Origin of the sequence: Paraburkholderia acidipaludis NBRC 101816 (assembly GCF_000684975.1) — a bacterium.
In the GTDB taxonomy this organism is placed as follows: Bacteria; Pseudomonadota; Gammaproteobacteria; order Burkholderiales; family Burkholderiaceae; genus Paraburkholderia; species Paraburkholderia acidipaludis.
Window position 1 is genome coordinate 148231 of sequence record NZ_BAXZ01000016.1, and the last position, 21522, is coordinate 169752.

At 66.2% G+C, this 21522-nt stretch carries 17 protein-coding genes and 1 pseudogene; 9 read left to right on the forward strand and 9 right to left on the reverse strand.

Annotation, left to right across the window (positions count from 1 at the left end; translation table 11 throughout):
• Window positions 1-21 precede the first annotated feature (21 nt).
• Window positions 22-699: a hypothetical protein gene (locus BAC01S_RS18525; protein ID WP_245616619.1), complete on the reverse strand. Its 678-nt coding sequence runs from the start codon at window positions 697-699 to the stop codon at window positions 22-24.
• Between the two features lie 351 nt (window positions 700-1050).
• Here BAC01S_RS18525 and BAC01S_RS31755 point away from each other — a divergent pair, with 351 nt between their 5' ends.
• From BAC01S_RS31755 to BAC01S_RS31760, 5 genes are all read left to right on the forward strand, one after another.
• A complete protein-coding gene (locus BAC01S_RS31755; protein ID WP_084168654.1) occupies window positions 1051-1593 on the forward strand; it encodes a histidine phosphatase family protein in 543 nt (180 codons plus the stop codon).
• 47 nt (window positions 1594-1640) lie between these two features.
• Entirely contained in the window at window positions 1641-2669 is a 1029-nt protein-coding gene (locus BAC01S_RS18535; protein ID WP_027796118.1) for a phosphotransferase, read from the forward strand.
• A gap of 37 nt (window positions 2670-2706) precedes the next feature.
• On the forward strand, window positions 2707-3471 hold the full coding sequence (locus BAC01S_RS18540) for an SDR family oxidoreductase (RefSeq protein ID WP_027796119.1): 765 nt from the start codon (window positions 2707-2709) through the stop codon (window positions 3469-3471).
• Between the two features lie 24 nt (window positions 3472-3495).
• On the forward strand, window positions 3496-4746 hold the full coding sequence (locus BAC01S_RS18545; protein ID WP_027796120.1) for an acyl-CoA dehydrogenase family protein: 1251 nt from the start codon (window positions 3496-3498) through the stop codon (window positions 4744-4746).
• Between the two features lie 76 nt (window positions 4747-4822).
• Entirely contained in the window at window positions 4823-5770 is a 948-nt protein-coding gene (locus BAC01S_RS31760; RefSeq protein WP_043202703.1) for a LysR family transcriptional regulator, read from the forward strand.
• 50 nt (window positions 5771-5820) lie between these two features.
• Here BAC01S_RS31760 and BAC01S_RS18555 read toward each other — a convergent pair whose 3' ends face one another.
• From BAC01S_RS18555 to BAC01S_RS18585, 7 genes are all read right to left on the reverse strand, one after another.
• A complete protein-coding gene (locus BAC01S_RS18555; RefSeq protein WP_027796121.1) occupies window positions 5821-7170 on the reverse strand; it encodes an MFS transporter in 1350 nt (449 codons plus the stop codon).
• Window positions 7171-7253: 83 nt separating this feature from the next.
• Window positions 7254-7976: a substrate-binding domain-containing protein gene (locus BAC01S_RS18560; protein ID WP_027796122.1), complete on the reverse strand. Its 723-nt coding sequence runs from the start codon at window positions 7974-7976 to the stop codon at window positions 7254-7256.
• Window positions 7977-7987: 11 nt separating this feature from the next.
• The gene (gene ligK, locus BAC01S_RS18565; RefSeq protein ID WP_027796123.1) at window positions 7988-8671 is read right to left on the reverse strand and encodes a 4-carboxy-4-hydroxy-2-oxoadipate aldolase/oxaloacetate decarboxylase; all 684 of its coding nucleotides are present in this window, start codon (window positions 8669-8671) and stop codon (window positions 7988-7990) included.
• 2 nt (window positions 8672-8673) lie between these two features.
• Window positions 8674-9699, reverse strand: coding sequence for an amidohydrolase family protein (locus tag BAC01S_RS18570; protein ID WP_027796124.1), 1026 nt, complete (start codon window positions 9697-9699; stop codon window positions 8674-8676).
• 323 nt (window positions 9700-10022) lie between these two features.
• The gene (locus tag BAC01S_RS18575) at window positions 10023-10520 is read right to left on the reverse strand and encodes a pyridoxamine 5'-phosphate oxidase family protein (RefSeq protein WP_218001714.1); all 498 of its coding nucleotides are present in this window, start codon (window positions 10518-10520) and stop codon (window positions 10023-10025) included.
• Between the two features lie 80 nt (window positions 10521-10600).
• A complete protein-coding gene (locus tag BAC01S_RS18580; protein WP_027796126.1) occupies window positions 10601-11614 on the reverse strand; it encodes a zinc-dependent alcohol dehydrogenase family protein in 1014 nt (337 codons plus the stop codon).
• Window positions 11611-12135: an SRPBCC family protein gene (locus tag BAC01S_RS18585; protein WP_407667940.1), complete on the reverse strand. Its 525-nt coding sequence runs from the start codon at window positions 12133-12135 to the stop codon at window positions 11611-11613. Before BAC01S_RS18585 ends, BAC01S_RS18580 begins: the two co-directional genes overlap by 4 nt.
• Window positions 12136-12215: 80 nt before the next feature.
• On the opposite strand from BAC01S_RS18585, the gene BAC01S_RS31765 reads away from it, so the two are divergent.
• Window positions 12216-13196, forward strand: coding sequence for a LysR family transcriptional regulator (locus BAC01S_RS31765; RefSeq protein ID WP_084168655.1), 981 nt, complete (start codon window positions 12216-12218; stop codon window positions 13194-13196).
• A gap of 32 nt (window positions 13197-13228) precedes the next feature.
• Here the strand turns inward: BAC01S_RS31765 and BAC01S_RS35820 are convergent.
• Window positions 13229-13540: pseudogene (locus BAC01S_RS35820) on the reverse strand (DUF190 domain-containing protein); the annotation flags it as partial.
• An 809-nt stretch (window positions 13541-14349) separates the two neighbouring features.
• On the opposite strand from BAC01S_RS35820, the gene BAC01S_RS31770 reads away from it, so the two are divergent.
• The 3 genes from BAC01S_RS31770 to BAC01S_RS18605 all read left to right on the forward strand — a co-directional run bounded on the left by BAC01S_RS31770 (window position 14350) and on the right by BAC01S_RS18605 (window position 21502).
• Window positions 14350-16890, forward strand: a complete 2541-nt coding sequence (locus BAC01S_RS31770; protein WP_245616616.1) for a polysaccharide deacetylase family protein — start codon at window positions 14350-14352, stop codon at window positions 16888-16890.
• Window positions 16880-20881, forward strand: a complete 4002-nt coding sequence (locus tag BAC01S_RS18600) for a tetratricopeptide repeat protein (RefSeq protein WP_027796128.1) — start codon at window positions 16880-16882, stop codon at window positions 20879-20881. The genes BAC01S_RS31770 and BAC01S_RS18600 overlap by 11 nt, the downstream gene beginning before the upstream one ends.
• A 75-nt stretch (window positions 20882-20956) precedes the next feature.
• The gene (locus tag BAC01S_RS18605) at window positions 20957-21502 is read left to right on the forward strand and encodes a hypothetical protein (protein ID WP_027796129.1); all 546 of its coding nucleotides are present in this window, start codon (window positions 20957-20959) and stop codon (window positions 21500-21502) included.
• Window positions 21503-21522 lie beyond the last annotated feature (20 nt).

The following is a 21522-nucleotide window of genomic DNA, read 5'->3' on the forward strand; positions in this document are numbered from 1 at the left end:
GCTGGCGGCTTTCGCTCCCGATCAATCCGCAGGCAAAGTAACCGGAACCCGCATCCGGTAAAACGAAACCGCCTGAATCGCGAGCGTGCACAGAATCGCGCTGCCGTAAGCAACCGGCAGATTCACGCGCGGCAGCGCGAGGCTCAGCACATAGAAAAACGCAGCGAACCCCAGCAGCCCCGCCACCATGCCGCGCATCAATTGCTGCGCGGGTGCATGACCGATCATCCGGTGTGCGAACACGGCAAGAATGATGGCCATGAACGGGAACGACGCGAGCACACCGCTCGCTTCAGGACCGACATAAGGCGCAATCATCGTCACGCTGACCACGAGCGTCGCAATGAGCACCATCCGCGAGGGCAAGTCCCACCACGGCGGATCGAGCCGGCCGCTTTGGGCTACCTTGCGGGGCATGAGACTGAGCGCGAGGGCCGCGGCAAGAACGGCAACCAGGAACAGGCCGGTTTCCGGCAACGCACTGCGTTGCAGAAGGATGGCCACGGCGGCAAACGTCGCGCTGGCGCCGGCAAGAGCCACGGGCCATCCCCGGGTCGCCAGCCGGCAATAGGCAAAGCAAAAGGCCGCTTGCGCAGCCGTTGCGACCAGCGACCCGGCCGTGGCCTGGGCCGCAAAGGCGGGCCCATGCTCCAGCGCCAGAAACACGGAGATCGGCCCCGAAGTGAGCGGCAGGCCCACCAGCAATCCGCCCACCGCTTCGCCCCAGCGGCGAACGGCAAGACTTGCGGCCAACAGCAACAGCGGCGTAACAACGAGCTTGAAAACCAGAAGATCCATGATGAACGAACGATGCGGCAAGCATCGGCCTTGCAATAGGTAGTAAGGGATTCGTACCCCCGATATTGCGGGCAGCCGCCGTGCCTGACAAACCATTTCTCGTCATATAACGTTTACCGGCCTGATCTGATCTCGTCGAGTTCGCAACCGCCGCCATCACCAGCATGAATGCCTGCGTATTAAAAAAATAAACTTCATCAATACCCGTGCCGTCGCTATGCTGGCTTCATCCTCTTCCCGGCGGACTTTGCGATGGCGGAACTCTATCTGGTGCGGCACGGGCAGGCGTCGCTCGGCACCGACAACTACGATCAGCTTTCGACCACAGGCGAGCAGCAATGCGTCTGGCTTGGCGAGCACTTTGCCCGCAACGGCATTCGCTTCGACCGGATCGTCTGCGGCACGCTGCGACGCCACGCGCAAACGCTCGATGCGATCCGGCGCGCGCTGCCCGGCCTGCCCGCGGAACGCGAGATTCATCCGGGGCTGGACGAATACGATTTCCACGCGCTCTTTCGCGCCCTCGGCGACGAACACCGCGGGCTCGCCGAATCCGTCAACGGCAATCCGCGCGACTTCTTCAAGGCCTTGCGTCAGGTCCTCCATTTATGGACCGAAGGCGCGCTCGACGAACGCGTGCCCGAAACGTGGCAAGCCTTCCAGCAACGCGTGGCCGACGCGCGCGCGACGATCCAGCGGGGCGAGGCCCAGCGCGTGCTGGCAATCACTTCGGGCTTCAATGTCGTCTCGCATCTCGACGAGCCGCAACGCCGCGAGTTCCAGACCTACGGTTGATTCCCCGTCGTTCACCCGACATGCAGTGAAATTCCGCATCGAAGCCTATGACCAGCGAACACGCCAGCCTTCCGCTCGATGTCGAGCGGCTCACGCAGTATCTGCAGCAGCACCTCGCCGGCTTTCGCGGCCCGGTGCGCGCGACGAAGTTCGCGGGCGGCCAGTCCAACCCGACCTTTCTGCTCGACACGCCCAGCGGCCGTTATGTGCTGCGCCGCCAGCCGCCTGGCGAGTTGCTCAAGTCGGCGCATGCCGTCGACCGTGAATTCCGTGTGTTAGAAGCGCTCGCGCCGACGCCGGTGCCGGTCGCCCAGGCCGTGCATCTGTGCGAGGACCGCACGGTGATCGGCAGCATGTTCTATCTGATGAGCTACGAAGCGGGGCGCATCTTCTGGAATCCGGCGCTTCCCGAGGTCGACCGGGATACGCGGCGCGACTACTACGCGTCTATCGTGGCAACGCTCGCCGCGCTTCACAACGTCGATATTCACGCCGTCGGTCTCGCCGATTATGGGCGCCCCGGCAACTATTTCCAGCGTCAGATCGAGCTCTGGACGCGGCAATACCGGGCCGCCGAGACGGAGCGCCTTGCTTCGATGGAAGCGCTGATCGACTGGCTGCCGGCGCATTGCCCTCCCGACGACCCGCACCCTACCCTCGTGCATGGAGACTTTCGCATCGACAATCTCGTCTTCGCCAACGACGCGCCGCGCGTGCAGGCGGTGCTCGACTGGGAACTCTCGACGCTGGGCAATCCGCTTGCGGATCTTGCTTACTTTTGCATGTGCCTGCGTTTGCCTTCGAAGGGGCACATCACCGGACTGCTCGGTCAGGATCGTGCCGCGCTCGGCATCCCCGAAGAAGACGAGATCGTCGCGCAGTACTGCGAACTACGCGGCTTGCCCGGCATCGCCCACTGGAACTTCTATCTGGCGTTCAGTTTCTTCCGGCTTGCCTCGATTGCCCAGGGCGTAAAGGCGCGCGCCATGCAGGGCAACGCTTCGAGCGCCGATGCTCACGAGGTGGGCGGGATGGTCGAGCCGCTCGCCAGGCTCGCCGCGGACCTGCTCGCCTGACACACCAAGCCATTCAACCCGAACCAGGGAAACGACATTGAGCACGAACCTCTTTGACCTCACGGGCAAAATCGCCCTCGTGACCGGCGCCAGTCGCGGTATCGGCGAAGCCATCGCAACGCTGCTGGCCGAACAAGGCGCTCATGTGATCGTCTCGAGCCGCAAGCTCGACGACTGCGAAGCGGTTGCCGCAAGCCTGCGCGCAAACGGCAAGAGCGCCGAAGCCTTCGCATGCCACGTCGGCCGCATGGACGACATCGCGGCCATCTTCGCCCATATCCGCGAAAGGCATGGCCGCCTCGACATTCTCGTCAACAACGCGGCGGCCAACCCCTATTTCGGCCATATCCTCGATACCGACCTCGCCTCCTACAACAAGACCGTTGAAGTGAACGTGCGCGGCTACTTCTTCATGTCGGCGGAAGCCGGCAAGATGATGAAGGCGCAGGGCGGCGGCGCCATCGTCAATACGGCCTCGGTCAACGCGCTGCAACCCGGCGACATGCAGGGCATCTACTCGATCACGAAAGCCGCGGTCGTCAACATGACCAAAGCGTTCGCAAAGGAGTGCGGACCGTTCGGTATCCGTGTGAATGCGCTGCTGCCCGGTCTCACGAAGACGAAGTTCGCCGGCGCACTGTTCGAGAACAAGGCGCTCTACGACCGCTGGATCAACGAAATCCCGCTGCGCCGCCACGGCGAACCGCGCGAAATGGCCGGCACCGTGCTCTATCTCGTCTCCGACGCGTCGAGCTACACCAACGGCGAATGCATCGTCGTCGATGGCGGCCTGACGATCTAGCACTCCGTACGGAAGGAACCCGAAATGAATTTCGCTTATAGCCCCAAAGTTGAAGACCTGCTGCGCCGCGTGCGCAGCTTCATGGACGAACATATCGTGCCGCGCCACCAGCAATGGCTGGAAGAGGTGCATGCGGGGCACTACCCCGTATCGTTCATGGAAGACCTCAAGGCCATCGCCAAAGCCGAGGGCCTGTGGAACCTCTTCCTGCCGCACCTGAAGGACGACGAACCAGGCACGCGCCTCACGAACCTCGAATATGCCCCGCTGGCCGAAGTCATGGGCCGAATCTCCTGGGCGCCCGAAGTGTTCAACTGCAACGCGCCCGACACCGGCAACATGGAGCTGCTGCACATGTTCGCGACGCCCGCGCAGCGCGAGCAGTGGCTCGTGCCGCTGCTGGAAGGCACGATCCGTTCGGCCTTCGCGATGACCGAGCCCGACGTGCCCTCTTCCGACGCCACGAACATCACGACGTCGATCCGGCGCGACGGCGACGACTACGTGATCGACGGCCGCAAGTGGTTCATCACGAACGCGGCGCACCCGAACTGCAAGCTCTTCATCGTCATGGGCAAGACCGATCCCGATGCGGAGAGCCATCGCCAGCAGAGCATGATCCTCGTTCCGGTGAACACGCCGGGTGTGACGATCGTGCGCAATATTCCGGTCATGAATCACGTTTCACCGGAAGGCCATTGCGAGGTGACGTTCAGGAACGTTCGCGTGCCGGCGTCGAACCTGCTGGGCGAAGAAGGCAGCGGCTTCGCGCTCGCGCAGGCGCGGCTCGGGCCGGGGCGCATTCACCACTGCATGCGCTCGATCGGCGCGGCGGAACTGGCGCTCGAACTGATGATCGAGCGCGCTCAGGAGCGCAAGGCGTTCGGCAAGTACCTGCACCAGCATGGCACGGTGGGCGAATGGATTGCGAAGTCGCGCATCGAGATCGAACAGGCGCGGCTGCTCGTGCTGAAAACGGCGTGGCTCCTCGACGAAGTGGGCGCGAAAGCGGCGCGTAAAGAAATTTCGATGATCAAGGCGCTGATCCCGCAGATCCACACCACGGTCTGCGACCGCGCGATGCAGGTGTTCGGCGCCATGGGCCTGAGCCCCGACACGCCGCTCGCCGACCACTGGACCTGGGGCCGCGCACTGCGCTTCGCCGACGGCCCCGACGAAGTCCACTTGCAGGCCATTGCTCGCATGGAGATTGGCGCAAGCAAAGCGGAGCTCGGCTCGACGGCGGCGTACCTGAACATCCCGCCGCGGGATTGAACGACCAGAAAGACGCGGCCGAACGCATCGCCACGACGCCTCTCGTTTATGATGGTGGGCAAACGGAGGCAGTGCGATGCGTTCACCGAAGCGGGACTTGAACCTGTTCGTCGTATTCGAGTCGATCTACGAAAAGCGCAATCTGACCCGCGCCGCAGAGGCGCTCTTCATCACCCAGCCGGCGGTCAGCAATGCGCTGGCCCGCATGCGCAAGGCGTTCAATGATCCGCTCTTCGTGAGCACGCCATCCGGCATGGTGCCCACGCCGCTCACCGAAAACATCATCGGCCGCGTGCGCGAAGCATTGCAATTGCTGGAAGCGAGTGCGACCGAAGGCGACGTTTTTGTTCCGGCCACCTCGGAGCGCACCTTTCGTCTGAGCATGCCGGATTTGACGGAAGCGATCCTGCTGCCCGCGCTTGGCGAACTGCTTCAGCAGCAGGCGCCTGGCATGAGCCTGGAGTGCTATTTCACACCGCGCAGCGAACTGTCCGCGGCGCTTGCGACCGGCAAGATCGACTTTGCGATCGACGTGCCGCTCATCGACGACCCGCAGTTGCATACCATGCCGCTAGGGAGCGACCGCTATGCGTGCCTGCTGCGCCACGACCACCCGTTCGCGGGCGACACGCTGAGCCTCGACGACTATCTGGCGCTCGGCCACATTCAGGTGTCGAGCCGCCGCCAGGGAAGCGGGTTCGTGGATGCGGAGCTGAAGAAGCTCGGCAAGGCGCGGCGCATCCAGATGCGCGTGCAGCACTACATGGTGGCGCCGCTCGTGGCCCTGCGCACCGATCTCGCGCTGACCGCGCCGATCCAGCTTCTGCAACGGCATGACGCGCGAATTCTGGAATTGCCATTCGGGCTGCCACGGCTCGAATGGCACCTGTACTGGCATCGCAGCAGCGAACAGGATCAGGCCAGCATCTGGCTGCGCCGCAAGGTGATCGACCTGTTGAGCGACCGGGCCAGCGTGCCGGAGCAGCCGGAACGCAAACGCCGCAGGGCGCGCACCCGCACGTAGCACCCTCGCGTAGCAGCCCTTAGCATCGCTTGGCGCCCCAGCCACAACCCTCACTGCGCGGCGCGCATTTGCGCCGCCGGCTCCGTGCTCACCGTGCGTTGCGAAACGAGTATGCCTATGGCGGCCAGAACCGCCGGCACGGCAAGCATCCCGAGAACGGCGCCGAATTGCCAGCCGAGTCCCAACAGCGCGCCGCCAATGGCGGAGCCGAAAATGCTGCCGAAGCGGCCCATGCCCAGCATCCAGCTCACGCCCGTCGCGCGCGCGACCGTCGGGTAGCGGCCCGGCGCATAGGCGTTGAGGCCTGTTTGCGCGCCGCTCATGCAGAAGCCCGCGGCGAACACGAGCAGCGCGAGCGACGAGGACAGCGCGCCCATCGCGCCCAGCACCAGCACGCAGATCCCGCCGCCCACGTACGCGACGCTGATGACCCGCGCGGGGCGCACCTTGTCCATGATCCAGCCCACGAGCACGGCACCGATCGTCCCGCCAATCTGGAACATGGCCGTCACGTTGGCCGCCACGGTCATGGAAAGACCCGCGTCCTTGATCAGCGTCGGCAGCCAGCCGGTCAGCAGATAGATAACCAGTAGTCCCATGAAATACGTCACCCACAGGGCGATCGTCATTACCCCGTAGCCGTGCGAGAACAGCACGCCGATAGGCTTGCGAGTGGGCAGCGGCGGCTCGGTCGAAACGAAGGTCTCGTCGCCGTGAAAGCGCGCCCCCGTGACCCGGCTGAGCACCGCGCCAATGCGTGCCGACGAAGCGCCGCGCACGGCGAGAAGGCGTGCCGATTCGGGCAAAAGCCAGATCTGCAGCGGCACGAGCGCAAGCGGCACGGCGCCGCCGAAAATCAGCACGGCACGCCAGCCGTGCGCCGGAATCAGCCAGCCGGCGGCAAAGCCGATCAGCGCCGACCCCAGATTGAAGCCCGTGAACATGATCGTGATGAGGAGCGCGCGCTTGCGTTGCGGTGAGTACTCCGAGAGCAGCGTCGTCGAGTTGGGCATGGCTGCGCCCAGACCGATGCCGCTCAGAATCCGCAGCAGCGCCATCGATGCCGGCGACTGCGTGAAGGCCGTGAGAATCGTAAAGACACCGAACAGAAACACGGAAGCCACGAGCACCCACTTGCGGCCGATGCGGTCCGACGCCGGGCCCGCGGTCAGCGCGCCGATCACGAGGCCGATAGGCGCGGCGCTCATGACGAGCCCGAACGCCGGCCGCGAGATGGCCCACTCGTGAATGACGGAAGGCGCCACGAAGCCCATGATGGCCACGTCCATCCCGTCGGCGGTCACGGCAAGAAAGCACAGCGCCACCAATAGCCACTGCCAGGCCGAAATGGGACGTTCGTCGATGAACGCCTTGATATCAATCGTCTTGCTGGTCGACATCTGTTGTCTCCTCTCTCTTTGTAGTGAGATCCGCCGCCGAAGCGGCATACCTTCTTCAATCCAGACCCGAATCCATGGCAGTCCTATCCGTGTCCACGCACAGGTGCTTCCATGCCGTGGCGTTGCCGGATCTCGTCGCCTGGCGGTGCAGCGACAAAGTCGAGAAAGCCCTGCGCGGCCAGGCGCTGCGAAGTCGCGGCGGTACACGCGGCGGCGAACACCGTCACGAGCTGGATGTCGTCCGGCAATGCGCCGGCAATCTGCACACCCGGAACGTTGACGAGTTCGCTGAACTGCTGAAAACCCAGTTCCACTTCGCCGCGCGCGAGCAGCGCGGCCACCGGCACACCCGGCGGCGCCTGCACGAGGCGTTCGGTGACGGTCTGCGCCATGCCCCAGCGATCGAGCAGCTTCGCGAGATGCGCGCCGCTCGGTCCCGTCGAATAGCCGATGCGACGCGCCTCCTGCACCGCGCGACGCACGGCGTCCTCATCGTGCAGACCGGGAAGCGCAGCGCCGGCCGGCACCGCGATCGCCACGCCCGAACGCGCCACCTCGACCCGCGTGCCGAGGTCGACGTGCCCTTGCACGCCAAGACGCGCGAGCGCATCGTCGGCGAGCACCACGAAATCGAACGGCTCGCCTTCGGCTACGCGGCGCGCCGCCTCCACGCCGCCCACCGACTCGATGTACGGCACCGTTCCCTCATCGCCGGCCAATCGCGAGCGCCAGGCCTCGACGAAGTCCGCAAGAACGAGGCGCGTCGCCATCGACGAAATACCCATGAGCGCCGGCTGCCGTGCCATGATTGCCGCCATCAGTCGATGTAGCGCAGGCCCAGCTTTTCGAGCGGCTCGCGCATCTTGTACATGTCGAGGCCAAGCACGCCCGAAGCCAGCTTCGCGCGCTTTTCCTCTTCCAGCGCCTCGCGCGCGCTGGCCTTGTCCAGCGTGTCCGGCGCCTTCGCAGCGGGCACGACCGCCACGCCGTCGCTGTCCGCCACGATCACGTCGCCCGGGTGCACGAGCGCGCCCGCACAGACCACCGGAATGTTCACCGAGCCGAGCGTCGCCTTGATCGTGCCTTTCGCCGAAATCGCCCTGCTCCACACCGGGAAATCCATTTGCTGCAAGACGCTCACGTCGCGCACGCCGCCGTCGATGACGAGCGCCCGCGCGCCGCGCGCCTTGAAGCTCGTGGCGAGCAGATCGCCGAAGTAGCCGTCGGTGCAATCCGCCGTGACGCCCGCCACCACGACGTCGCCAGGGCGGATCTGTTCGGCCGCCACGTGCAGCATCCAGTTGTCGCCGGGATGCAGCAGCACCGTGACCGCCGTGCCCCACGCGCGCGCGCCGGCATAGATGGGCCGCATGTACGGCTTCATGAGGCCCGTGCGGCCCATGGCTTCATGCACGGTCGCGCTGCCGAGCGCGCCGAGCCCGTCTGCCGCGCGGCTATCCGCGCGCGCGATGTTGCGATAAACGACTCCGAGTTCGTACATGGTCAGCGTCCTTGTGCCTTGAGCGCGGCGTCGAGGCGCGGATACACGCGCCGCGCGTTGCCTTCGTAAATCTTGTAGCGCTGATCGGGATTCATTTCGGATGCCTCGATATAGCGCCTCGTGTCGTCGAAATAGTGGCCGGTTTGCGGATCGATGCCGCGCACGGCGCCGATCATCTCGCTCGCGAACAGGATGTTGTCGACGGGAATCACTTTGGTAAGCAGATCGATGCCCGGCTGGTGATAGACGCAGGTATCGAAGAAGAGGTTGTTCAGCAGATGCTCTTCGAGCAGCGGCTTCTTCAGCTCCTGCGCAAGACCGCGGAAGCGGCCCCAGTGGTACGGCACGGCACCGCCGCCATGCGGGATCACGAACTTGAGCGTGGGAAACTCGCGGAACAGGTCCGACGTGAGGCATTGCATGAACGCCGTGGTGTCCGCGTTCAGGTAGTGCGCGCCCGTGGTGTGGAAGCATGCATTGCAGCTCGTGCTCACATGCACCATCGCCGGAATGTCGTACTCCACCATCTTCTCGTAGAGCGGGTACCAGTAGCGGTCGGAGAGCGGCGGGCTTGTCCAGTGTCCGCCCGACGGGTCGGGATTCAGGTTGACCGCCACGTTGCCGTACTGCTCCACGCATTTCACGAGCTCGGGAATACAGGTGGCGACGTCCACGCCGGGACTCTGCGGCAGCATCGCGGCCGGAATGAAGTGCTGCGGAAACAGCTGGCTCACGCGGTAGCACAGTTCGTTGCAGATCGCGGCCCAACTGCTCGACACTTCGAAATCGCCGATGTGATGCGCCATGAAACTCGCGCGGGGGCTGAACACGGTGAGATCGAGACCGCGTTCGCGCATGAGGCGCAGCTGGTTCTGCTCGATCGATTCGCGCAACTCGTCGTCGCTGATTTTCAGCTCGGACGCCCGGGGCATGTCGGCCGGGTTGGCGATGCCTGCGATCTGGCGGTTGCGCCAGGCCTCCAGCGCCTTGGGCGCCGTCGTGTAGTGACCGTGGATATCGATAATCATGAACAATCCTTTGGCATTCGCGCCGCCCTGGTGAGCCGTCGCGACAGATTGAACATGAAGATAAGGAGCCGGTCAGTGGTCCGGCTATGCGGGGTTAACCAGAAATCAGGGGAGCCGCGGGGGCCGTCCGGGGGCCCTGGAGGCGTGCCCGATGCCTACCGCGCGGGGCGCTTCGCCTTGCGGGACAAGGCTTGTCTTATCTTGAGGCGAGGGAGTACGAACGCGCTTACGATCCGCTCGCGCGCACGGTCTCCCATAAACAGAATCGATACCGCATGAAAGAGTTCGCAATCGCCGCGCCGGCGGTATGGGCAAGGTTGCGCTCAGGCGAAGCCGCGCAGCATCGCGACCTGCTCGCGCCACCGCGCGAGCACCCTCTCCGGCTCGTGCAGACGGAACATCACGCCGCTTAGGACCTCTGCGTATTTCGCGCGATGCTCGTGAACTGCCTCGATCGTCACCCGGAACACCGTGAGATCGAGTGCCGTCTGATGCTCCGCCACGATGCTCGCGCGGCCGCGTATTTCCAGCAGCGCGCCGTCGTGGACGAGCGACAGCGTCAGCCGGCCATCGCGATGCAGATTCCGGGCCGTGTTCGACTGCGGCCAGATCGCAACGAGCAATTCGGCCGGCCCCACGGCGAGCATCTCGCCGACACTCAACTGCGCCGCATGCGGCCAGCCATCGGAACCGAGCGTCGAAAGGCGGATCGCCTCGCCGAGGCGCGCTTCGAGATGGTCGCCGTCGAGATCCTGCAACACCTGCTGCGGCAATACGTCGGTAACAGGCGCCGCGTTGCGCATAACCTCGCGTTCGTCCATCGGTTTCTCCTTGCCTCGGGCTGTCAACGTTGCATTAGACTCGACCGAGACGCCTCGATGCAAGGCGAACCGGACCCCTCTCACCATTCGGCCACGATCTTGCCGAAATGATTGCCGCCTTCCTGGAAGCGGAACGCCTCGGCCAGTTGCTCCAGCGCGAAGCTGCGGTCGATGACCGGACGCACGCCGGTCTGCTCCAGTGCCGCAACGTACTCCTGCTGCTGGCGGCGGCTACCCACGATAAGCCCCTGCAGGCGAGCTTGCCGCGCCATCAGCATCGAAGTCGGAACCTCGCCCTGCCGGCCGGTCAGCACGCCGATGAGCGAGATGTGGCCGCCCACGCGCACCGCGTGGATGGACTGCGCCAGCGTACCCGGGCCGCCTGGCTCGATGACGTGATCCACGCCATGCCCGCCGGTCAGTTCGCGCACCGCCTTGCCCCAATCGGCGCGCTGGCGGTAGTTGATGCCGTGGTCGGCCCCCAGTGCGCGAGCGCGATCGAGCTTCTCGTCGGACGAGGATGTGACGATGACCTGCGCGCCCATCGCCTTCGCGATCTGCAAGGCCATGATCGAAACGCCGCCTGTACCGAGTGTCAGCACGACATCGCCCGCCTTCAGCTGAGCGTCGCCCACCAGCGCGCGCCAGGCGGTGAGCCCGGCGGTGGTGATCGTCGCCGCTTCCGCGTGGCTCCAACCGCGCGGCGCGCGAGTGAAGGCACTGGCTGGCCGCACCGCGTACTGCGCGGCGTAGCCGTCGATACCGTCGCCGGGCGTGCCGGCAAAACTGCCTACGGCGTCGAACGCGGGACCGGCCGGCCACTGCGGAAAAAAGCAGGACACCACATGATCGCCGGGCTGGAACTCCGTGACGCCGGCGCCCACGGCCTCCACCACGCCGGCACCGTCGGCCATCGGCACGCGGCCGTCGGCGGTCGGAATGCTGCCGTTGGCGACCAGCAGGTCGTGGAAATTCAGTGACGTGGCATGCAGCGCGACGCGAATCTCGCCTGCGCCGGGCTGCCCCGGATCGGCCAGATCGCGAATCTCCAGGCGATCGAGACCGCCCGGTGCCTTGACAACGATGGCTTTCACGACTGCTTATCCTGAAGGGCCGCCGCGACGAGGCCGTCCAGCCAGTCCTGGTGACCGTTGATCATCGGGTTCGGTTTGGACTCGCGCAATTCCTGCGCCGGCTTGCCCTTCTGCGTCTCCTGCGTGAGGATGCGCACGCGACCGCCGTCGAGATCCTCCACGAGCCACGCATGGTGCACGTCGAGACGCGCCGCGGTACCTTCCTCGCCCACCCAGCCGTGCCAGGCCACGCGGCCGGGCTGACCGCCAGCCGGGGGAATGTATTCGCTGCACCGCGCCTCCACCGGGAATCCGAACGTCTCGAAGTAAAAACGTGCGCCGTTTCCGAGTTCGGGGCCCTTGCCGTCGTAAAAGCGGATATTGGCCGAATTTGCGTAGTAGGCGGGCCAGCGCGACGGCGTGCCCAGCAGCGGCCAGACATCGGCCGCGCTCAGGCCCGCCACGATCACTTCGTTCGACGCGTAATTGTCGGTAAAGCCCGGCACGTAGCCCTCGGGCCAGATGATTGCGTTCATTTTCATTCGGCAGCTCCTTGATGACACCGCTCATGATCGGCGCTATGCTGGAATAAATCCAATCGCAATAATTTATTTTTGCCATCATGAACAGTGATATCAGGACGATGGACCTGAATCTCCTCAAGGCGCTGGATGCCCTGCTCGACGAACGCAGCGTCACACGCGCAGCGGCGCGGCTTTCGCTGACCCAGCCCGCCGTGAGCGGCATGCTCACGCGCCTGCGCGAGCGCTTTGCCGATCCCCTGTTCGTGCGCACCCAGCGCGGCATCGTGCCGACCGCTCGCGCACTGGAACTGGCGGGCCCCGTCAAGCAGATCCTGAACGAAATCGAAGGCCTGCTGCGCCCGCCCGCGTTCGATCCCGCCACCGCCGACATGGTGTTGCCCCTCGCCGCCACCGACTACGCGCTGCGCGCGGTCGTCGTGCCTTTTCTTTCGGTGCTCCGGCGCGAGGCGCCCGGCATTCGCATTGCCGTGCTGCCCGTTCAGGACACGCGGCTGCACACGCAGCTGGAACGCGGCGAAATCGACCTGGCGCTGGTTACGCTGGACAGTGCGGCGGCGGACCTGCACGCGCGGCGCCTGTTCGACGAGCGCTACGTCTGCATCATGCGCGCGGATCATCCCGGCGCCGTGAGAGGCCGGCTCACGCTGGACCGGTTCTGCACGCTGGACCATGCTTTGGTCTCCTATACAGGCGGCAGCTTCGAGGGCGTGACCGACGCAGCATTGGCCCGGCTCGGGCGCAAGCGGCGCGTTGCCCTTTCGGTGACGAGCTTTCTCGTGCTGCCCGAGATCCTGCGCCAGAGCGACCTGATCGCGGTGGTGCCGAGCCGGCTGGCCGCGCATACCGATGGCCTCGTGCAGTGCGAACCGCCGCTCGACATACCGGGCTTCAGCAAATACGCGGCGTGGCACGAACGCACGCATCACGATGCGGGGCATCGCTGGGTGCGGGAACGGCTTTTTGGAGTCTGCGAGGATTTGCCCGATGAGCGGGTGGTGGGGGCGGGTAACGCCAGGCGACAGCGTAGGGGAGCGGGTGTCAAGCCTGGAGGAAGGTAATGCACTTTCCAGCTGCCCCTGACACTCCCCTTGAAGGGGTTTAGCACGCGCGCACCTGTACCAGCAAAGTCATCGACATTGCGCGTTACCACCGTCAGGTCATGAATCACCGCAGTCGCGGCGATCGATGCAAGCATTGCCACACCGCGGCGACCCGATGCGCAGTCAACGACCGTGGCGCCATGTATGCCGAGCTGCTTCGCCCCGTGCAGCAGCCGCTCCGTGACCATTTGATGGCCATGACGGCGATTTTGCCCGGTGTAGAACATTAGCTGGTAGCCGTTCATCTCCGCTGTCCCTCCGCCAATCGGTGCCGCAAGCTTTCCAAAAAAATTCCAGTGCATCGCCTGCGCTTCAGCGCAGGCTGCAAAACGGTCACAGGTCTCACGGTTTCACCGGACGTGAATGCATTCAACCCACGCGATCAAAATCAGGATTTACCCTTTATATGGAAAACGAGGGCAACCCGAACACGGCACTGATAACCCGGCCGAGGCGCCATTTTTGTCAAGGCTTTTCTCATGCAAAGGGCCAGACTTATTTACTGGAAATTTTCCGCTCCATAACCCATCGAACTGTCATCTTCGTGACTTGACCGCCCCGCGCACCGGCCCTCCAAAGGCCTCGCCCCAAAGAAAGTCCAACCGTTCGTTTTTTAAAACCACCTCAATGTCGATCTAGAACAACATGTAAAACGTTAAAATCGGCAAATGCATTTGGCAAACCTTTGACTTTCTAGAGATTTATGTTACCTTGCGCCTCCTAAAGAGGGAGTCAACAGCACCGCGCACTGGGCCACGCTTCGTCGGAATTCAGTAATTCCATTGACCGATTTATGCGCGCTGAAGTGTTCTCCGCCGACTAAATTCTTACCGGGTATGGAAAGTTGGCAAGTCTTGTACATAAGATCGCGCTGCGCGCGCGACTCACGGGCCGGTTGCCGGGGATTTTTGGGATAAGACGCGTTCTGGCGGCGTGCATCGCCGCCAGCGCGTGCTCGCATGCGGCGTGGGGGCTGCCTCCCGACGCCGCAACGGCGGCAACCACAACGGCCGCCAGCTCAGCCATCTCGACGCCCTCTCCCTCCGTCGGCGCCGCGACAGTCTCTGCGCACCAGGTCAATCTCGCCACGTTCGACGGCGACGATCCGCCGATGGACATGCTGCAGGCATTCGACGCCGTGGTGCTCGACCCGGCGCGCAGCTTCGATCCTTCTTCACGCCCCCTCGCCCATACGATCTACGTGGCGCGCACGACCGCGCAGCCCGGCGAGCGCGCCGACACCTTTGTCGAACAGGAAATCGCGCCGCTCTGGCAGCGCGGCTTCCGCGGCTTCGTGCTCGATACGCCCGTAGCCATCGCCGCGCTCGACGCGATTCGCGCGGCCCACCCGGATGCCGCCATCGTGCTCGGCGGCGCCGACGCGCTGAACGCGGCGCGCGCCCACGCCAAAGACGTCTACGCCGTACTCGCCGGCCCGTTCTTCACCGAGCCCCTTGCTGCCGGTGCGACGGCGGACGCCACGCCGGCCGCCGGCCCGGCAGGCGCGCTAGAAGCGGCCCAGGCGCTCACGCGCGAGACCGGCGTGCCGGTCGTCACGCTCGAATACTGCGACGCCACCGACCGGGCGTGCGCGCGCCACACCGCCCAGCAGGCGCTGGCCGCCGGGCTCGACGCCTACGTGACGGATCCGGATCAGGACGTGGTCGGAATCGGCCGTATCGAGGTGATGCCGCGCAAGGTGCTGGTCGTGCAGGACCGCGAGGCCGGAGACCAGCTCGACCTGACACCGGGCGTGCGCGTGCTCGCCACGCCGCTCAATTACCTGGGCTACGACGTCCAGTATGCGGACATCTCGGGCTCGCTGCCGGCGAACGTGACGCCCGACCGCTACGCCGGCGTCGTCGTATGGATCGAGCACGGCGACGTTGCCGATCAGATGTCCTGGCGCCGCTGGATCCGGCGCGTGACCGGCGCGCACGTGCCGATCGCCTTTCTCGGCCAGTTCGGCTTTAGCGCCGGCGATTCGAGCGAGCTCCCGGGCCTTGCCTCCGTGAGCGGCCAGTTAACGGCGCCGCTGTCCGTCGTCACCCAGGACCCCATGGTCGGCTTCGAAACGATGCCGAAGCCGGACCCGCGTGACCTGCCCTCCGTGCGCGTCGAGGGTTCGGGCCGTTCGCTCCTCGGCATCGATGCGAACGGCACGCGCGTAGACGCTGTCGGCGTGATGCCGTGGGGCGGCTTCGCATTGAATCAGTACACCGAAGTATCCCTGAGCGGCATCGACCAGGAGCGCTGGGTGATCCAGCCCATCAGCTTCCTGAAGGCGACCCTGCGCCTTGCCGCGCTGCCGGGACCGAGCACCACCACGCAAAACGGGCGACGCCTCTTCATGACCCACGTGGACGGCGACGGCTTCGCCTCGCGCGCCGAGTTCCCCGGCCCCGACTACTCGGGCGAGGCGCTCTACGAGCGCATCTGGACACGCTACCCCGTGCCGACCCTGCTCTCGGTCATCGAAGGCGAAGTGGGCCCGGACGGCCTGTATCCGGCAATTTCGCCGCGCCTCGAAGCCATCGCGCGCAAGATGTTCGCGCTGCCCTACGTCGAGATCGGCACGCACACCTACTCGCACCCGTTCATCTGGGAAGAGGTGAACGGCCAGGACGGCTCGCGCACCGACCGCGGCGGTTCGGACTCCGCATTCTCGCTGAACATTCCCGGTTACCACTTCAATCTGGACCGCGAGATCTTCGGCTCGATCAAGTACATCAACACGCGCCTCGCGCCGCCGGGCAAGAAGGTGCTCGTCCTGCAATGGTCGGGCGACTGCATGCCGCCCGCCGTCGCGGTGAAGCGCACCTACGATGCCGGCGTCTACAACTTCAACGGCGGCGACACCGTCATCACGCGCGGCAACAACAGCTGGACGAACATCGCGCCCATCGGCATCGACAAGGGACCCGGCGCCTACCAGGTGCTCGCGCCGAACCAGGACGAGAACGTCTATACGAACGACTGGCAAGGCCCGTTCTACGGTTTCGACCAGGTGCTGCAGACCTTCGAGATGACCGACAAGCCGCTGCGCTTCAAGCCGATCGACATCTACTACCACATGTACAGCGGCACCAAGCTCGCCTCGCTGCGCTCGCTCGACACGATCATGAGCACCGTGCTCGCGCAGCCGGTGCTGCCCGTGCAGGTGACCGACTACGAGCGCATCGTGCTCGACTGGCATACCTTCGCGGTTGCGCGCGATGGCGACGGCTGGCTCGTGCGCGGCAACGGCAGCGTGAGCGAGCTGCACTGGAACGGCAACGAGGTGCCGCGCCTTGCCGACGCCTCCGGCGTGACCGGCTACTCGCAGGGCCCCGACGGCACCTATATTCATTTCGACGGCGGCAGCGCACGCTTCACGCTCGCGCAGCCCGACCCGAACGGCGCGCTGCCCTACCTCGCCGAGGCCAACGGCTTCGTGCGCGATTTCGAGCGCACCGCGCACGGCCTGCGCTTCGAATTCGGCAGCTACTACCAGCCGTTCATCGACGTGGCGCACGCCGGGCAATGCCGGGCGAGCAGCGGCGGCCGCGCGCTCACCACGCAGCGCCAGGGCGACACGCTGCACATCGTCACGCCAGCCGTGCCGGGCGTCGAGGTGACCTACCAGCCGGTCGAGGTGAACTGTGGCCAATGACCGGCCCCGCATTGCGTCGCCGCTGGCACTCGCCGCGACGACGCTCGCGCTCGTGGCCGCCTTGAGCGGCGTCTACGGCGCGGCACATTTGCGCTCGCGCGTCGTCGAAGACACGACGCCGAACGAGCTGAACACCGCCTACCTCGAAGCGTGGCTGCGCAGCGAGCCCACGGACCCGGTCTATCTGAAAGCGCTGGGCGAGCAGTACCTCGGGCTCGGCCGCCTCGACGAAGCCGAGGTGATCGCCGCGCGGCTCGCCGCGCTCGGCACGCCCCAACTGCGCCGCGCGGCCGACTCGCTGCAACTGCGCTGCGAGCTGATCAAGACCTTCGCGGCCAGGCCCGATTCGCCGGAGCGCGCCACCCACACGGCCAGGACCCGGGCGCTGCTCGGCGCGATGGTCGCCGAAACGCAGGATGCGAGCCAGCTGCAATGGCTCTCGAAGCAAGCCCTCGCCGTGAACGCGCCGGGCATCGCCGCGCGCTACAACGAGCGGCTCATCGCCGTGGACCCCGAGCACCGCCAGCATTGGCAGCGCGAGGCCGCAAGCCTCTATCTGGCGACGGGCGACTATCGCGCGGCAGCAGCGGGCTACTTCGCCGCGCAGGCCATGGCCACGACGCGCGACGACACCCGGCGCAACTTCATCGCCGCCGTGCGCGCGCTGCAGGCCGGCAACCTGCTCGACGATGCGCTCGCGCAGGGCGGCGCGCACCTGGGCGCCCTCTCCGGGGACCGCGCGACGCTCGAAGTCATGCTCGAACTGGCTCGGGCCGCGAATCGGCCCGAGCTCGTCCAGCGTTATGCGCGCGCGCTCATGCCGTTCGTCACGCAGCGCGAGCCCGAAACCGGCGCGATACGCCTCGCCGCCGCGCACCTGGCTGCGGATGCGGCCCCCCGGGCGCCCGCAGGCCGCGCGCCGCAGCCTGCGAAATGGCTGCGGCTGCCCGGTATCGAGCGCTTCGAGCGCGTGCGTGCAAAGCGCGCCGCATTCGGCCCTCTCGGCCCGTTCAGCCCCCTCGTCGAAACCGGCGGCGCTTCGGCGCAGCCGGTGCGCCTCGTGCGCATTGCGGCATCGGCGCCCGCCGCAGCGAGTGCAGCGGGCGCAACCAACGCCCCCTCCGCGGACGACAAGCTCGCGCTCACGCTCTATCAGTCCTTTCTCGAAGCGAACGATCTCGCGAATGCCGAAACGATCGCGGCCAGGCAGGCGCAGCGCCCGGGCGCAGCGCCCGAGTGGCGCAAGCGCCTCGCGCAAGTGCAGGAATGGCACAACGAGCCGATGGCCGCGCTGCAGTCGTGGCTCGCCTACGCGAAAGCGACCGACGACCCGGAAGCCTGGCGCAACGTGCAGCGCATCGCGCCGATGCTGGACGACGACGACGCCTACGTGCAGTCGCTCGTGCACGCGTCGGATGCCGCGCCCGACAACCTCAAGCTCGTCGACGACGTGATGGCCGCCTACGAGCGCCTCGGCCGCCCCAACGACGGCCTCGCGTTCCTGAAGGCGCGCGCCACCGGCGCACGCACCGAGGAAATGCTGCGCCGCTACGCGTGGCTCTCGCAGCGCAACGGCAACTACGACCAGGCGCTCGCGACCTACCAGACGCTCCAGCAAACGGCGCCGCGCAACACCGAATACGCCGAGCGCAGCGCGAACCTGCTCTACCAGCGCGGCAGCTACGTGGAGGCGCTCGCCGCCCTCAAGCGCGTCGAGCCCTATGCGAGCGATGCCGACACGCTCTACTGGCGCACCTACGGCCAGCTTGCGCGCCTGCTGCAGGACGACGCGGACACCGACCGCGCCTACCGGCATCTGCTGACGAACCCCGGCACCGAGCCGGAGGATCTCGTCACGATGACCTTCTTCTACGAGCCTTACCCGATCGACGCCGCGCGCACCGCCACGCGTCAGTTCCGCAAGACGGGCGAGGTCCAGCCGCTGCGCGACGCGATCAACTATTACCTCGCCGCGCACGCCCTCGACGAGACCGGCGCGCTGCTGGCCTCGCTTACGCCCGGTCAGCTTGCCAGCGCCGAACGTGACGGGGGCTTCCTCGCCGCGCGCGCCGAGTACGAGCGTCAGATCGGCCGCCTCGATGCCGCGCTCGCCGACCTGCGCCGGGCCGTCGCGATGCCGGGAACGAACGCGGATACGATCGCCGCGTATCTGTGGATGGTGGTCGACGCGGGCACCGAGGACGAACTGCGCGCGGCGCTCAACCGCTGGCGCGACCGCTCGCTCGACGACGAAATGCTGTGGGGACCGTACGCCGCAGGCGAAATGCAGCTGAACCGCCCGGAGGCCGCCCTCACCTATCTGCGCCGGCAGGCCGTCACGAGCGGCAACGATCCGCTGTGGCTGCTCACCTATGCCGACGCGCAGGAAATGGCCGGGCATACGGCGCTTGCGTGGTCGATGCGGCGGCGCGTCTGGATCGCGCTGCTGCACGAAACCCCGGGGGGCGCGGGCAAGCCTGGCGCCAGGCCCGGCACGAAGCCCCTCGCCATGCCCGCGCGCAACGAATGGGAAGCGAAGGAGCAACTGCAGGGGCGCCGCGCGATGCTGGCCCAGATGCTTGCGAACGGCGACACCGCCGCCCATCTTCTCGCCGCGCTGACCGCCTCCGACACCCGCGCGCCCGACGATGCATCGGGGCACAGCCTGCTCGGCAACGCGGCCGGCGTGGATGCGCTGCCCGCGCCGCAGGAGCGCGACGCGCAGTATCGCAAGCTCCGCCGCTCGGTCGCGCGCGACGTCGCCGTCGCGTGGGCGCTCTCGCTCGAGCGCAACGACGTGGCCAAACGCTGGCTCTCGCGCCGCTATGCGACCGATCTATCGAGTCAGCGCAACGAACAGCTCACGATCGCGCTGGCCGAGGAAGACGCCCAGCAGGTCACGCAGATTCTCGACTCGCGCAGCACCGCGCCGACGCTCTACAGCCGCATCGACGCCGAGAATTTCGTCGACCGCCAGGGCGCCGCGCAGGCGCATGCGTTCGCAGGCCTCGACGGCGCGCCTTACGACGACCAGCTGCACGAACGCCTCGTCGAGACGTCGCTGTTCTGGGACCAGTCGATCGGCACCTCGATCGAAAACTATATCGAACACCCGCTCGATTACGTGCAGCAGACCATCACGGCCAGCCTCAAGCTCACGGATCATTACCTGATCGGCCTGCTCGGCATTCAGCGCTGGCAGCGCACCGCCGACACGACGCAGCTCGTCAACGTCGATCCCGTGGACCGCCAGGCGTCGTTCTTCCTGCGCCGACAGACCAACGATTCGACCGTGAACGCCAGCTTCGGGCGGCGCGACGGGATGGATTCGTTCTACACGTTCCGCCTCGACGGGTCGACCGGCAACGGCTCCCCCGTCACGCTGTCGGGCTCGATCGCGCGCAACGCGGACGCGGACGAAACGCAGACGCTCTTTGTCGGCGGCATGAAGGATCTCGTGACGGGCAATCTTCTGTGGCAGATCGACCCGCGCTGGTCGTTCAACGCGAGCCTCGAAGCCGACCGCTTCTACAGCCAGGCGCGCAATCTCATCGGCACGGGTGGCGTTCAGCAGGCGGAAGTGGACTACAAGATCCGCACCGAGTACCCGGACTACACGCTGCGCTTCGTGGCCGCGCACGGCGGCTACAACGACAGCGGCCAGCCGGACGCCCTGCTCGCGCGGCTCGTGCCGGCCGACGAGAGCCCGATCACCGCCGCGACCTTCATGCCGAACAGCTACACGCAGTTCGGCGCGTACGTGGGCTTCGGCAACGATCTCGCCGAGCGCTACACGCACGCCTGGCGGCCCTATCTCGACCTCGGCATCGTGCACGACACCGTCCAGGGCTGGGGCCTGAACGCCGATGTCGGCATTGCGGGATCGGTATTCGGCGGCGACCATGCAGCGATTTACTTCGAGCACGAGCATCTCGCGCAGACCGGCTCGCAGCTCACGATGATCGGCGCGCGCTATCGCTGGCTGTATTGACTTCACGACGCAAGACGGTGCGCCCCCGGGGCGTGCCGATCCCGACACTCAACGAACCGGAAAGGAAGAGCAGACATGAATGCAATCGAGCGCATCCGCAGAAGCTGGGGGCTGGGGCTGGCCGCCGCCTGCATGCTGGCCCTGGGCGCATGCGCCAGCGTCGATTCGACGCCGGCGCCGGCCCTCGCGGCATCGAACGGCGTGGCCGTGCTGCCGCTCGCGAACTTCACCGAAACGCCCGACGCGGGACGCGCCGCCCAGGCCGTGGCGGCGAACACGCTGCGCACGCTCGGCTACGCAACCGTGGCGACGATGGCAAACGCCGACAACGGCGCGAGCTTCGACGCCTCCACGCAGCCGAACCTCGAACAGGGCCTCGACTGGGCCCGCGGCCAGCACGCGAAATATGTGCTGACCGGCGCGGTGGAGGAATGGCGCTACAAGGTGGGCGTGGACGGCGAACCCGTCGTCACGCTCTCGTTCGAGCTGCGCGAGCTGCCCTCGGGCCGCGTGGTCTGGAGCGCGACGGGCTCGCGCACGGGCTGGAGCCGCTCGGGCCTCGGCAGCACGGCGCAAAGCCTCGTCGGCAAGCTGCTCGCGCCGCTGGCCGCGCACGGCTGAACCCGCCTCAAACGAGATCG

Excerpts from the sequence above, each read along its gene's own strand:
- BAC01S_RS18570 (WP_027796124.1), bottom strand. The coding sequence starts at position 9,699 with ATGATTATCGATATCCACGGTCACTACACGACGGCGCCCAAGGCGCTG.
- BAC01S_RS18585 (WP_407667940.1), bottom strand. The coding sequence starts at position 12,135 with ATGAAAATGAACGCAATCATCTGGCCCGAGGGCTACGTGCCGGGCTTT.
- ligK (WP_027796123.1), bottom strand. The coding sequence starts at position 8,671 with ATGTACGAACTCGGAGTCGTTTATCGCAACATCGCGCGCGCGGATAGC.
- BAC01S_RS31760 (WP_043202703.1), top strand. The coding sequence starts at position 4,823 with ATGCGTTCACCGAAGCGGGACTTGAACCTGTTCGTCGTATTCGAGTCG.
- BAC01S_RS18535 (WP_027796118.1), top strand. The coding sequence starts at position 1,641 with ATGACCAGCGAACACGCCAGCCTTCCGCTCGATGTCGAGCGGCTCACG.
- BAC01S_RS31770 (WP_245616616.1), top strand. The coding sequence starts at position 14,350 with ATGGACATGCTGCAGGCATTCGACGCCGTGGTGCTCGACCCGGCGCGC.
- BAC01S_RS18560 (WP_027796122.1), bottom strand. The coding sequence starts at position 7,976 with ATGGCACGGCAGCCGGCGCTCATGGGTATTTCGTCGATGGCGACGCGC.
- BAC01S_RS18575 (WP_218001714.1), bottom strand. The coding sequence starts at position 10,520 with ATGGACGAACGCGAGGTTATGCGCAACGCGGCGCCTGTTACCGACGTA.
- BAC01S_RS31755 (WP_084168654.1), top strand. The coding sequence starts at position 1,051 with ATGGCGGAACTCTATCTGGTGCGGCACGGGCAGGCGTCGCTCGGCACC.
- BAC01S_RS18555 (WP_027796121.1), bottom strand. The coding sequence starts at position 7,170 with ATGTCGACCAGCAAGACGATTGATATCAAGGCGTTCATCGACGAACGT.
- BAC01S_RS18605 (WP_027796129.1), top strand. The coding sequence starts at position 20,957 with ATGAATGCAATCGAGCGCATCCGCAGAAGCTGGGGGCTGGGGCTGGCC.
- BAC01S_RS18545 (WP_027796120.1), top strand. The coding sequence starts at position 3,496 with ATGAATTTCGCTTATAGCCCCAAAGTTGAAGACCTGCTGCGCCGCGTG.
- BAC01S_RS31765 (WP_084168655.1), top strand. The coding sequence starts at position 12,216 with ATGAACAGTGATATCAGGACGATGGACCTGAATCTCCTCAAGGCGCTG.